We start from the raw sequence: 13,543 nt of genomic DNA on the forward strand, positions 1-13,543 counted from the left end.
GACAACCCTATTGTGAGAGCGAGCAAGCCTGCTCCCACAGGAGGTCTGCGGTTTTCCTGAAACCCGGGGTTAGTCGCTGCTTGCCTGCGGGCTCAGCCAGCCGCGAATCCGCCGATACAACTGCTCCTGCTCGGCCGCGCTGTTGCCGGGCAGGGTCTTCAATGTCACTTGCTTATACCCTTCATTCTTCAAGCGCTTGGCCGCCTGCGCACGGGCCAGGGCGTTTTTGCGTGCCTGGGCGGTGTCTTGATAGAAGACATCGGCGGTCGGCAGTTTCAGGCCGGGAGCCAACTGCTCGACGTCCGGTTGGCGGCCGGTGGGCGTCTGCGCCGCGACCATGACAAATTTCTGTACCTGGGACGGCTGCTTCTCGCTCAAGTAACGCGCGGCCCACCAGGCCCCGGTGCCATGACCGACCAGCGCCACACTGCGTGCGCCCTGGGTCTGGGCGAAGGCCACGGCGGCATCGATGCGCGCGAAGATGCGTGAGGCGTCGGTCTTGTCTTGCTCGTCGGCGCCGGGTACCACGGCCGGATCAGTGCCTTCGGCTTCGGCACTGGCGGCCTGTTCGATGGGTTTGTCGGCGGTGCTCGCGTCTTTGCTGCTGGTGTCGACAGTGGCCTTGGACGCTTCCATGACGCGCGGCGGCAGCGTGTCCATGCTGGTGTCCGGCAACGACAGGCTGAGACTGCCCCACCCGGCGTCCGGAAACTTGCGTCGCAACGGGCCGATTGCTTGCGGCCAGTCAGCATTTTCGCCGGCGCCCGGTACGATAATCACCACGCCTTCGGGTTCGGCGCTGTTGGCCGGTTTCCACAGGGCGAGGAATGAGTCGCTGCCGGCCTGCAACTGTTGCTGTTCCTGTTGCGGGATTTTTCGCTCAAGGGCACTGGCTTCTTCCTGGCTGCGCTCGGGCAAGGGCAGGCGTTCGACCGGTTTTTCCGCCGCAGGCGCGGGTGCATCGGCCGCCTGTACGGAAAAGGCACTGGTAAAGAGAAGCGACAGGCACAATGCTGGAAGTGCCGAACGGTGGAGAAAGGGCATCGTTAATTCCCGGCCAGAAGTGATTCCAGCAGCCTAATGGGTTGGTCAGTATTTGTCAGTGATGTGAGACGTGGATCATGGGTTTTCGCTGTCTGCTGGTTATCGGCTGTTTATGCTTTGCCTTGATGGCGAACGCCGCCCCTGCGCCCGCGGCCCCACAAGCGCAGCTGAATGCGGCCCAGCGCGAATGGCTGGCCCGGCACCCGGAGTTGCGGGTGGGCCTGGTGCTGCAGGCGCCGTACGCACAATACGACCGCCGCCTGCAGCGGTTGTCCGGGGCTAATGTCGAGCTGATGCAATGGCTGGCCAAGGCGCTGAATATCGAACTGACCTGGCGCAACTTCCCCAGCCAGGAGCAGTTGGAGGCGGCCCTGAGCGAAGGCGAAGTGGACATCGCCCCCGGCCTGCAACAGACCCCGGCCGGTTTGCGCCTGTGGCTGTTCACCGATCCCTATATGCGCGTGCCGCAACACATCGTGGGTGTCCGTGACGGTGGCGGGGCGGTCGAACTGGAAAAGCTCGACGAGCAATCGCGTGTCGCGGTGCGCATGCCCAGTGCCGTGGCCGATTACCTGCGCGGTACGTATCCCGGCCTCAATCTGCAAGGTGTGCCCATGGAGCGCCAGGCCCTGCAGTTGCTCGTCAGCCAACAGGCCCGGTATGCCGTGGTGGATGAAGCGCAGTTGAGCCGCTTGTCCGGCGAGGCCGAGTTCGCCGGGCTGGCGGTGGTGGGCGACATCGGCCTGCCGCAGTTGCTGCGAGTGGCCACGCGCCGGGATTGGCCGGAGCTGGCCGGCATCATGCAAAGCGCTTTGCGCGCCATCCCCGCCCGTGACCTGGACCAACTGCACAACCGCTGGCTGCAGCCCAAATACCCACGCATGACAGAATCCCCGGGCCTGTGGCAAAACCTCAGTCTGTTGCTGGGGCTGCTCCTGCTCGCCAGCCTGGCCATTGTGTTCTGGCAGCGCCGCCAGCAACGCGTGCTCGAGCAAGGCCTGCTGGCCGCCCGCGAAGAAAGCGCGGCCCGCGTCGCCGGTGCTGAAGCCTTGCGCTTGACGCAGTTCTCCATCGACCAAAGCACCGTTGGCATCCTGTGGGTCAACTGGGACAGCCACGTGCGCTACGCCAACCGCGCGGCCGAAAACATGCTCGGTTATAACGCCGGCGCCCTAATTGAGCGGCCGCTGGCCGACCTCGATCCTTCCCTGGACATGGATCGTTGGCTCAACCTGTGGAAGCGCGCGCGGGCCAGTGAAGACGGGCCACAGAACTTCGCCACCGATTGCCGGCGCGCCGATGGCAGTGTCCTGCCGGCGAACGTGTCTTTGAGCTTTCTGCGGTTTGCCGAAGCTGAATACCTGGTGGTCTACCTCAACGATGTCACTGAACTGCGCCGTACCCTGGCAGCCCTGTTGCAAAGTGAAGCGCAGTTGCGCGAGTTGTCGGCCCACCTGGAAACGGTGCGCGAAGAAGAAAAAGCACGCATCGCCCGCGAAGTCCACGACGAGCTGGGGCAAATGCTCACCGTGCTCAAGCTGGAAACCTCCATGTGCGAATTGGCCTATGCACAGTTGGACCCAGGCCTGCATGAGCGCCTGAACAGCATGAAGCGCCTGATCGCCCAGCTGTTCCAACTGGTGCGGGACGTGGCGACGGCGCTGCGCCCGCCGATCCTGGATGCCGGGATCGCCTCGGCCATCGAGTGGCAGGCGCGGCGCTTTGAAGCGCGCACGCAAATCCCCTGCCTGGTGCAAGTCCCGGAGAACCTGCCGACCCTGAGTGATGCCAAGGCCATCGGCCTGTTCCGGATCCTGCAGGAAGCGCTGACCAATGTGATGCGCCATGCCCAGGCGCATACTGTCGAGCTGACGCTGGTGGTGGAAGGTCCCCACCTGCGGCTGACCATCAGTGATGACGGCGTCGGTTTCGTCCAGGCCAACGGGCGTCCCGTGTCGTTTGGCCTGGTGGGCATGCGCGAGCGGGTGTTGATCATGGGCGGGCAACTGAGCCTGGACAGCGAGCTGGGGGAGGGCACGACCCTGAGTGTCACGGTGCCGTTGGATGCATAACCCTAAGAGGAAGGCCTTGTGATTCGCGTACTGGTAGCCGAAGACCACACCATCGTTCGAGAGGGCATCAAGCAATTGATCGGCCTGGCCAAAGACCTGCAGGTCGTGGGCGAGGCGAGCAATGGCGAGCAGTTGCTCGAGACCTTGCGCCATGTGCCCTGCGAGGTGGTGTTGCTGGATATCTCGATGCCTGGCGTCAACGGTTTGGAGGCGATTGCGCGGATACGCGCGTTGAGCAATCCGCCGGCGATCCTGGTGCTGTCCATGCACGATGAAGCGCAGATGGCCGCCCGCGCCCTGAAGGTCGGTGCTGCCGGTTATGCAACCAAGGACAGCGACCCGGCGCTGTTGCTCACGGCGATCCGCAAGGTGGCGGCCGGTGGGCGCTACATCGACCCGGACCTGGCGGACCGCATGGTCTTTGAAGTCGGCCTGACGGACGCCCGTCCGCTGCATTCGCTGCTGTCGGAGCGGGAGTTCTCGGTGTTCGAGCGCCTGGCCCAGGGCGCCAATGTCAATGACATCGCCCAGCAGCTGGCGCTGAGCAGCAAGACCATCAGCACCCACAAGGCGCGGCTGATGCAAAAGCTCAATATCACTTCGTTGGCGGAACTGGTGAAGTACGCCATGGAGCACAAGCTTTTGTAGGGCGCGGGGAGACGTCTATTCCTTGCCGGCGAAAGCGATTCTTCGTACGCATCGCCGCCGAGCCGGGCTTCTACAGGGAAGGGGCGTGTCTGTTTGCGACAGGTGTTTCGCAGGTAGATGCCCATTCTTGCCGCTTGCAGCTCGCATCTTGTCGCAGCACTGTCCTGTCCCCGCCATTCGTGTAGGGCGATCCCTACCCCCAACCTTCCATCCGGCTGATGCGATTCTCTCCTGGCCCCCGATTTCCGGGGTCTCGCGGCTGGACTACGCTTGTGCCACGGCAGTCCAAAACACAAAGGTGCGGGTATGAGCGAGGTGGATTCAAATGATGTGCTGGTCAGCTTTCGTGGCGTGCAGAAGAGCTACGACGGCGAGAACCTGATCGTCAAGGACCTCAACCTGGAGATTCGCAAGGGCGAGTTCCTCACCCTGCTCGGGCCGTCCGGGTCGGGCAAGACCACCAGCCTGATGATGCTCGCCGGCTTTGAAACGCCGACCGCTGGCGAAATCCAACTGGCCGGCCGCTCCATCAACAACGTGCCGCCGCACAAGCGTGATATCGGCATGGTGTTCCAGAACTACGCGTTGTTCCCGCACATGACCGTCGCCGAGAACCTCGCGTTCCCGCTGTCGGTGCGCGGCTTGAGCAAGACCGACATCAGCGAGCGGGTCAAGCGCGTGCTGAATATGGTCCAGCTCGACGCCTTCGCCCAGCGCTACCCGGCGCAACTCTCCGGCGGCCAGCAACAGCGCGTGGCATTGGCCCGGGCGCTGGTGTTCGAGCCGCAACTGGTGTTGATGGACGAACCCCTCGGCGCCCTCGACAAACAACTGCGTGAACACATGCAGATGGAGATCAAGCACCTGCACCAGCGGCTCGGCGTGACCGTGGTGTACGTCACCCACGACCAGGGCGAAGCCTTGACCATGTCTGACCGGGTAGCGGTGTTCCACCAGGGCGAGATCCAGCAGATTGCCGCGCCGCGCACCCTCTATGAAGAGCCGAAGAACACCTTCGTCGCCAACTTCATCGGCGAGAACAATCGCCTCAACGGGCGCCTGCACAGCCATACCGGCGACCGTTGCGTGGTGGAGCTGGCGCGCGGCGAGAAGGTCGAGGCGCTGGCGGTGAACGTCGGCCAGGTCGGCGGCCCGGTGACCCTGTCGGTTCGCCCTGAGCGCGTCAGCCTGAATGGTTCCAGCGAGAGCTGCAGCAACCGTTTCTCCGGGCGGGTGGCGGAGTTCATCTACCTGGGTGACCACGTGCGTGTGCGCCTGGAAGTCTGCGGCAAGACCGATTTTTTTGTGAAACAACCGATCGCCGAGCTGGACCCAGCGTTGGCGGTTGGCGACGTGGTACCGATTGGCTGGCAAGTCGAGCACGTTCGCGCACTCGACCCACTTCTAGAGGCGAATTGATCGCCCCATGGCTTCACCAACCCTGCACGTGGAGAGAACAACAATGTTGAGATCCCTTAAATATTCGGCCCTGGCGATTGGATTGATGGGCGCGACACAGGCCATGGCAGGCCCGGACCTGACGGTCGTGTCCTTCGGCGGCGCGAACAAGGCGGCCCAGGTCAAGGCTTTCTATGCACCGTGGGAAAGTGCCGGCAACGGCAAGATCGTCGCTGGCGAGTACAACGGCGAAATGGCCAAGGTCAAGGCCATGGTCGATACCAAGAGCGTGTCCTGGGACCTGGTGGAAGTCGAATCCCCGGAACTGTCGCGTGGGTGCGACGAAGATATGTTCGAGCCGCTGGACCCGAAACTGTTCGGCAACGCGGGCGACTACGTGAAGGGCGCGATCCAGCCGTGCGGCGTGGGCTTCTTCGTGTGGTCCACCGTATTGGCCTACAACGCCGACAAGCTGGCTTCTGCGCCGACCAGTTGGGCAGATTTCTGGGACACCAAGAAATTCCCGGGCAAGCGCGGCCTGCGCAAGGGCGCCAAGTACACCCTGGAATTCGCCTTGATGGCTGATGGGGTTGCACCGAAGGACGTCTACAAAGTGCTGGCCGGCAAGGATGGCCAGGACCGTGCGTTCAAGAAACTCGACGAACTCAAGCCGTCGATCCAGTGGTGGGAAGCCGGTGCACAGCCGCCGCAGTACCTCGCCTCGGGCGACGTGGTGATGAGCTCGGCCTACAACGGTCGCATAGCTGCCGTGCAGAAAGAGAGCAACCTGAAAGTGGTGTGGAACGGCGGCATCTACGACTTCGATGCCTGGGCTATTCCGAAGGGCCTGGCCAAGGATCGCGCGGAAGCGGCGAAGAAATTCATCGCCTTCTCGGTGCAGCCGCAGCAGCAGAAAACCTATTCGGAAAACATCGCTTACGGCCCGGCCAATACCCAAGCCGTACCGTTGCTGGCCAAGGATGTGCTGAAGGATATGCCGACCACGCCAGAGAACATCGCCAACCAGGTGCAGATCGATGTGAGCTTCTGGGCGGACAACGGCGAGCAGTTGGAGCAGCGCTTCAATTCCTGGGCTGCCAAATAACCTGCAACACCGCTGGACCCATGTGCGAACCGGTAAGTGTGGGAGCGGGCTTGCTCGCGAATACGGTGGATCAGTCTCCTCATGGGCTGACTGTCACACCGCATTCGCGAGCCAGCGCGCTCCCACACAAGCCCGCCCCCACATGAAATCTGCTGTGTTGGGCAGAGCGCATTCATTTTCAAGTTCCGGAGTTTGCCATGGTTATCGCCATTCCCAGCCCCACCCTCAAGCAGCGCCTGGCGCGTGCCGAGCGGCTCAATCGCTGGAAGGCGCAGGCCTTGATTGCGCCGCTGGTGCTGTTTTTGCTGCTGGTGTTCCTGGTGCCGATTGTTGCGCTGCTTTACAAAAGCGTCGGCAACCCGGAAGTGGTGGGCGGTTTGCCGCGCACCGTGGTCGCGGTGAAGACCTGGGATGGCCGGGGTTTGCCGGGCGAGCCGGTGTATCAGGCCCTCAGCGAGGACCTGGGCGAAGCGCGTAAAAACCAGACCCTGGGCGACCTGTCCAAGCGCTTGAACATGGAACTGGCCGGCTATCGCAGCCTGCTGACCAAAACCGCGCGGGCGCTGCCGTTCAGCGACGCACCCGCTTCCTATAAAGAAGCGCTGGAAAGCCTCGATGAACGCTGGGGCGACCCGGCGTACTGGCAGGCGATCCGGCGCAATACCAGCAGCCTCACACCGTATTACCTGCTGGCGGCCGTCGATCATCGCATCGACGACCTCGGCGAAGTCGCCCCGGCCACGCCGGACCAGGCGATCTACGTGGACATCTTCGCCCGCACCTTCTGGATGGGCCTGGTGATCACCTTCGTGTGCCTGCTGCTGGCCTATCCCCTGGCCTACCTGTTGGCCAACCTGCCGGCGCGCAAAAGCAACCTGCTGATGATCCTCGTGCTGCTGCCGTTCTGGACCTCGATCCTGGTGCGGGTGGCGGCGTGGATCGTGTTGCTGCAGTCCGGTGGCCTGATCAATAGCGCGTTGATGGGCATGGGCCTGGTCGACAAACCGGTGGAGCTGGTGTTCAACCGCACCGGGGTCTACATCTCGATGGTGCACATCCTGCTGCCGTTCATGATCCTGCCGATCTACAGCGTGATGAAGGGCATCTCGCCCACCTATATGCGTGCGGCAATTTCCCTGGGTTGTCACCCATTCGCGAGCTTCTGGCGCGTGTACTTCCCGCAGACCTACGCCGGGGTCGGCGCCGGCTGCCTGCTGGTGTTCATCCTGGCGATTGGTTACTACATCACGCCGGCGCTGCTCGGCAGCCCGAACGACCAGATGGTCAGCTACTTCGTGGCCTTCTACACCAACACCAGCATCAACTGGGGCATGGCGACGGCGCTGGGCGGCTTGCTGCTGCTGGCGACCGTGGTGCTGTACCTGATCTATAACCGGCTGGTGGGCGCCAGTCGCCTGCGCCTGAGCTGAGGAGACCTTGCGATGCTGAGCCCTTATATGTCGCCCGTCGAGCGGGTGTGGTTCTACAGCTTGCGGATTCTCTGCGGCCTGATCCTGCTGTTCCTGATCCTGCCCGTGCTGGTGATCATCCCGCTGTCGTTCAACAGCGGCAGTTTCCTGGTGTACCCGCTGCAGGGTTTTTCGCTGCACTGGTACCAGGACTTCTTCGCCTCGGCCGAATGGATGCGTGCCTTGAAGAACAGCATCATCGTCGCCCCGGCGGCCACGGTGCTGGCCATGGTGTTCGGCACGCTGGCGGCGATTGGCCTGACGCGCGGGAATTTCCCCGGCAAAGCCTTGGTCATGGCCTTGGTGATTTCGCCGATGGTGGTGCCGGTGGTGATCATTGGCGTGGCCAGTTACCTGTTCTTTGCGCCGCTGGGCCTGGGCAACAGTTTTTTCTCGCTGATTGTGGTGCACGCCGTGCTCGGCGTGCCGTTTGTCATCATCACCGTGTCGGCGACGTTGCAGGGGTTCAACCATAATCTGGTGCGGGCGGCTGCCAGCCTGGGCGCTTCGCCATTGACCGCGTTTCGCCGGGTGACCCTGCCGTTGATTGCACCGGGGGTGATCTCCGGCGCGCTGTTCGCCTTCGCCACGTCGTTCGATGAGGTGGTGGTGACGCTGTTCCTCGCCGGCCCCGAGCAAGCGACCCTGCCGCGCCAGATGTTCAGCGGCATCCGCGAGAACCTCAGCCCGACCATTGCTGCGGCAGCGACCTTGTTGATTGCCTTCTCGGTCTTGCTGTTACTGACATTGGAATGGCTGCGCGGCCGCAGCGAGAAACTGCGCACCGCCCAGGTCTAAACCCAAGCGGAGATCAAAATGTGGTTTTGTGTTCATTCAGACCATTCAGTTGCTGAATGGCTGACAACCTATTTCCCTCAGCTACTCTAGTGCCAGCCCATTTCCGAATAAGAGGCCGCGCACATGAGTACTTCCTCATTCAAGATCGCCCACAAACTGCTGACCGGCGCTGGCGCCATCGAACAACTGGCTGCCGAACTCACACGCCTGGATGTGGACAATCCGCTGATCGTCACCGATGCCGCACTGGTCAAGTCCGGCACCGTGGCGCTGGCGCTCGAACACCTTGGTGAGCGCACTTACGAAATCTTCGACCGCGTGCTGCCCGACCCGGAAATCGCCATCGTCGAGGACTGCATGCGCGTGTACCGCGAAGGCGGGCACGATGGCCTGATCGGCGTGGGCGGTGGCAGCGCCATCGACATCGCCAAGAGTGTCGCGGCCTATGCCGGTTACCATGGCGCACTGGCGGATTTGTTCGGCGTCGACCAGGTGCCGCGCAAGGGCCCGCCGCTGATCGCGATCCCCACCACTGCCGGCACCGGCTCCGAGGTGACCAATGTGGCGATCCTCTCCGATAAGGCCGCGCAGTTGAAGAAAGGCATCGTCAGCGATTACCTGCTGCCGGATGTCGCGTTGATCAGCCCGCAAATGACCTTGACCTGCCCGCGCAGTGTCACCGCGGCCAGTGGTGTGGATGCGCTGGTGCATGCCATCGAGTCCTATTTGTCGCTGAACGCCTCGCCGATCACCGATGCCCTGGCCATTGGCGCGATCAAGCTGATTGCCACGGCGCTGCCCAAGGCCTACGCCAACCCGGCCAACCTGCAGGCCCGCGATGACATGGCCACCGCGAGCCTGATGGCCGGCATGGCGTTCGGTAACGCCGGGGTCGGCGCGGTGCACGCATTGGCGTACCCGCTGGGCGGACGCTTCAATATCGCCCACGGCGTGAGCAACGCCCTGTTGCTGCCGTATGTGATGCACTGGAACAAGCTGGCCTGTGTCGAGCGCATGCAGGACATTGCCCAGGCCATGGGCGTGAATGTGAGCGGGCTCAGCGTCAACGATGCGGCCGACCAGGCAGTCGAGGCGATGACACGCTTGTGCGCTGCCGTGGAGATCCCGGCAGGCCTGCGCAGCTTTGGCGTGCCCGAGGAGGCTATCGCGTCCATGGCCACCGAAGCGGCCGGTATCGAGCGCCTGATGCGCAACAATCCGCGCAAGCTCAGCGCGGCGGATATCGAGAAAATCTATCGGGCTGCGTACTAGCCGTTGAGCCAGGTCACGGTGCGCAGGGCAAAGCATGAGGTATACAATGCGCGCCATCGTGATTTAGCTCAAAAAAGGTGCGTCATGCAGCCCTTCGTCATTGCTCCATCGATTCTCTCCGCCGACTTCGCCCGCCTGGGTGAGGAAGTGGACAAAGTGTTGGCCGCCGGTGCCGACTTCGTGCACTTCGATGTCATGGACAACCACTACGTGCCCAACCTGACCATCGGCCCGATGGTCTGCGCGGCGCTGCGCAAGTACGGCGTCACCGCGCCGATCGACGCGCACCTGATGGTCAGCCCGGTGGACCGCATCGTCGGTGACTTCATCGAGGCCGGCGCCACCTACATCACGTTCCACCCGGAAGCCACGCTGCACGTCGACCGCACCCTGCAACTGATCCGCGAAGGCGGCTGCAAGGCGGGCCTGGTGTTCAACCCGGCCACCCCGTTGAGCGTGCTTGAATACGTGATGGACAAGGTCGACATGGTCTTGCTGATGAGCGTCAACCCAGGCTTCGGCGGGCAGAAGTTCATCCCCGGCACCCTGAACAAACTGCGCGAAGCCCGCGCGCTGATCGATGCCTCGGGCCGCGATATCCGCCTGGAAATCGACGGCGGGGTCAACGTCAACAATATCCGTGAAATCGCAGCAGCAGGCGCCGACACCTTTGTGGCCGGCTCGGCGATCTTCAACGCCCCCGATTACCAGGAAGTCATCGACAAGATGCGTGCAGAACTGGCGCTGGCGCGTCCATGAGCGGCTTCGAGCAGCTGTTTCCCGGCAAGCTGCCACGGCTGGTGATGTTCGATCTGGACGGTACGTTGATCGATTCGGTGCCTGACCTGGCAGCGGCGGTGGACGAGATGCTGCTCAAGCTGGGGCGCAAGCCGGCGGGGATCGAATCGGTGCGCGAGTGGGTCGGCAACGGCGTGCAGATGCTGGTGCGCCGGGCCTTGGCCAATCACATCGATGCCGAAGGCGTCGACGATGTCGAGGCCGAGCACGCCCTGGAACTGTTCAATGCCGCCTATGAAGGCGGCCACGAACTGACCGTGGTCTACCCCGGCGTGCGCGACACGCTCAAATGGCTGAGCAAGCAGGGCGTGGAAATGGCCCTGATCACCAACAAGCCGGAGCGTTTCGTCGCGCCGCTGTTGGACCAGATGAAAATCGGCCGGTATTTCCGCTGGATCATCGGTGGCGATACCTTGCCGCAGAAGAAGCCCGACCCGGCAGCGCTGTTTTTCGTGATGAAAATGGCCAATATCCCGGCCTCCCAGTCGTTGTTTGTCGGCGATTCGCGCAGTGATGTGCTGGCGGCAAAGGCCGCTGGCGTGCAGTGCGTGGCGCTTAGTTACGGCTACAACCATGGCCGGCCGATCGCCGAAGAGTCGCCGGCGCTGGTGATTGATGACCTGCGACTGTTAATCCCCGGTTGCTTGGGAGCGGGCGCTGAGATAACGTTGCCCGACATCGATCCGTCCCCTTCTGGAAATTCCATCGTGGTGGTCACTCGCAAACTCTGGATGAAAGTCATCAAGGCCCTGGCCCGCTGGCGTTGGCGCGCCTGACTGATCCTGGCCGCGCTGCGGCACGTTTGCATACCTGACTGTTAGACCCTCATGCCACGAGGCACATCATGACCCGCGAAGAATTCCTGCGTTTGGCCGCTGCCGGCTATAACCGCATTCCCCTGGCCTGCGAAACCCTGGCCGACTTCGATACGCCGCTGTCGATCTACCTGAAACTGGCCGACGAGCCCAACTCCTACCTGCTCGAATCGGTACAGGGCGGCGAGAAGTGGGGCCGTTACTCGATCATCGGCCTGCCATGCCGCACCGTACTGCGGGTGCACGACCATCACGTGAGCATCACCCATGATGGCGTCGAGATCGAAAGCCATGACGTGGAAGACCCGCTGGCGTTCGTCGAAACCTTCAAGGCGCGCTACAACGTGCCGACCATCCCTGGCCTGCCGCGTTTCAACGGCGGCCTGGTGGGGTATTTCGGCTACGACTGCGTGCGCTACGTGGAAAAACGCCTGGGCAAATGCCCGAACCCGGATCCGCTGGGTGTGCCGGACATTCTGTTGATGGTCTCGGATGCGGTGGTAGTGTTCGACAACCTCGCCGGCAAGATGCACGCGATCGTGCTCGCCGACCCGTCCAAGGCCGACGCCTTCGAGCAGGGCCAGGCCAGCCTCGAAGCCCTGCTGGAAAAACTGCGCCAGCCGATCACCCCGCGTCGCGGCCTGGACCTCAGCCGTCCACCGGCAGCCGACCCGATCTTTCGTTCAAGCTTTACTCAGGATGACTACGAGCGCGCGGTCGATACCATCAAGGAATACATCCTCGCCGGTGACTGCATGCAAGTGGTGCCGTCGCAGCGCATGTCCATCGACTTCAAGGCTGCGCCGATCGACCTGTATCGCGCACTGCGCTGCTTCAACCCGACGCCGTACATGTACTTCTTCAACTTTGGCGACTTCCACGTGGTGGGCAGTTCGCCGGAAGTGCTGGTGCGGGTCGAAGACAACCTGATCACCGTGCGCCCGATCGCCGGCACACGCCCGCGTGGCGCGACCGAAGAAGCCGACCTGGCGCTGGAAGAAGACCTGCTCAGTGACGACAAGGAAATCGCCGAGCACCTGATGCTGATCGACCTGGGCCGCAACGACACCGGGCGTGTGTCGGAAATCGGTTCGGTGAAACTCACCGAGAAGATGGTGATCGAGCGTTACTCGAATGTGATGCACATTGTGTCCAACGTCACCGGTGAGCTGAAAGCCGGCTTGACCGCGATGGACGCGCTGCGCGCGATTCTGCCGGCGGGCACCTTGTCGGGTGCGCCGAAGATCCGCGCGATGGAGATCATCGACGAGCTGGAACCGGTCAAGCGCGGTGTCTACGGCGGCGCCGTGGGTTATTTCGCCTGGAACGGCAACATGGACACCGCCATTGCGATCCGTACGGCGGTGATCAAGGACGGGGAACTGCACGTGCAGGCCGGCGGCGGGATCGTCGCCGACTCGGTGCCGGCCCTCGAATGGGAAGAAACCCTGAACAAGCGCCGCGCGATGTTCCGCGCCGTTGCGCTGGCTGAACAGACCCCCAATTCCTGAGGTTTCCCCCATGTTGCTGATGATTGATAACTACGACTCCTTTACCTACAACGTTGTGCAGTACCTGGGTGAGCTGGGTGCCGAGGTCAAGGTAGTGCGCAACGACGAACTGAGCGTGGCCGAGATCGCTGCCCTGAACCCGGAGCGTATCGTGGTTTCGCCAGGCCCGTGCACGCCGACCGAGGCGGGTATTTCCCTGGAAGCAATCCAATATTTCGCCGGCAAGCTGCCGATCCTGGGCGTGTGCCTGGGCCACCAGTCCATCGGCCAGGCCTTTGGCGGTGACGTGGTGCGCGCGCGCCATGTGATGCACGGCAAGACCAGCCCGGTGTTCCATAATGATGTGGGCGTGTTTCACGGCCTCAACCTGCCGGTGACCGTGACCCGCTACCATTCGCTGGTGGTCAAGCGCGAGACCCTGCCGGAATGCCTGGAACTCACCGCCTGGACCCAACTGGAAGACGGTTCGGTCGACGAGATCATGGGCCTGCGCCACAAGACACTGAATATCGAAGGGGTGCAATTTCACCCCGAATCGATCCTGACCGAGCAGGGCTACGAGCTGTTCGCCAACTTTCTCAAGCAGAGCGGCGGCACGCGCTAAGGACTTTCC

The 13,543-nt window shown here is 62.7% G+C and carries 12 protein-coding genes; 11 read left to right on the plus strand and 1 reads right to left on the minus strand.

Annotated elements, in window-relative coordinates; all coding sequences use genetic code 11:
- Positions 1-69: 69 nt before the first annotated feature.
- Positions 70-1,044 carry an alpha/beta hydrolase family protein gene (locus tag AC07OJ_RS14460; protein ID WP_065904617.1) on the minus strand — a complete coding sequence of 325 codons (975 nt, stop codon included), beginning with the start codon at positions 1,042-1,044 and terminating at the stop codon, positions 70-72.
- A 77-nt stretch (positions 1,045-1,121) separates the two neighbouring features.
- Here AC07OJ_RS14460 and AC07OJ_RS14465 point away from each other — a divergent pair, with 77 nt between their 5' ends.
- From AC07OJ_RS14465 to AC07OJ_RS14515, 11 genes are all read left to right on the plus strand, one after another.
- A complete protein-coding gene (locus AC07OJ_RS14465) occupies positions 1,122-3,116 on the plus strand; it encodes a PAS domain-containing sensor histidine kinase (protein WP_495094707.1) in 1,995 nt (664 codons plus the stop codon).
- An 18-nt stretch (positions 3,117-3,134) separates the two neighbouring features.
- On the plus strand, positions 3,135-3,764 hold the full coding sequence (locus AC07OJ_RS14470) for a response regulator (protein ID WP_065904613.1): 630 nt from the start codon (positions 3,135-3,137) through the stop codon (positions 3,762-3,764).
- A gap of 306 nt (positions 3,765-4,070) precedes the next feature.
- A complete protein-coding gene (locus AC07OJ_RS14475) occupies positions 4,071-5,183 on the plus strand; it encodes an ABC transporter ATP-binding protein (RefSeq protein ID WP_065904611.1) in 1,113 nt (370 codons plus the stop codon).
- Positions 5,184-5,226: 43 nt separating this feature from the next.
- A complete protein-coding gene (locus AC07OJ_RS14480; RefSeq protein WP_106802479.1) occupies positions 5,227-6,267 on the plus strand; it encodes an ABC transporter substrate-binding protein in 1,041 nt (346 codons plus the stop codon).
- A gap of 197 nt (positions 6,268-6,464) precedes the next feature.
- Positions 6,465-7,697, plus strand: a complete 1,233-nt coding sequence (locus tag AC07OJ_RS14485) for an ABC transporter permease (protein ID WP_495094708.1) — start codon at positions 6,465-6,467, stop codon at positions 7,695-7,697.
- 12 nt (positions 7,698-7,709) lie between these two features.
- A complete protein-coding gene (locus AC07OJ_RS14490; protein WP_017739612.1) occupies positions 7,710-8,534 on the plus strand; it encodes an ABC transporter permease in 825 nt (274 codons plus the stop codon).
- Between the two features lie 123 nt (positions 8,535-8,657).
- A complete protein-coding gene (locus AC07OJ_RS14495) occupies positions 8,658-9,806 on the plus strand; it encodes an iron-containing alcohol dehydrogenase (protein WP_120450178.1) in 1,149 nt (382 codons plus the stop codon).
- A gap of 84 nt (positions 9,807-9,890) precedes the next feature.
- Complete coding sequence (gene rpe, locus AC07OJ_RS14500) at positions 9,891-10,565, plus strand: ribulose-phosphate 3-epimerase (protein ID WP_065904606.1); 675 nt, start codon at positions 9,891-9,893, stop codon at positions 10,563-10,565.
- A complete protein-coding gene (locus AC07OJ_RS14505) occupies positions 10,562-11,380 on the plus strand; it encodes a phosphoglycolate phosphatase (RefSeq protein ID WP_065904604.1) in 819 nt (272 codons plus the stop codon). The genes rpe and AC07OJ_RS14505 overlap by 4 nt, the downstream gene beginning before the upstream one ends.
- A 68-nt stretch (positions 11,381-11,448) precedes the next feature.
- Complete coding sequence (trpE, locus tag AC07OJ_RS14510; RefSeq protein WP_213552734.1) at positions 11,449-12,930, plus strand: anthranilate synthase component I; 1,482 nt, start codon at positions 11,449-11,451, stop codon at positions 12,928-12,930.
- Positions 12,931-12,940: 10 nt separating this feature from the next.
- The gene (locus AC07OJ_RS14515) at positions 12,941-13,534 is read left to right on the plus strand and encodes an aminodeoxychorismate/anthranilate synthase component II (protein ID WP_495094709.1); all 594 of its coding nucleotides are present in this window, start codon (positions 12,941-12,943) and stop codon (positions 13,532-13,534) included.
- The last annotated feature ends 9 nt before the right edge of the window (positions 13,535-13,543 follow it).

The organism is Pseudomonas sp. GW821-FHT09C08, from assembly GCF_059418125.1.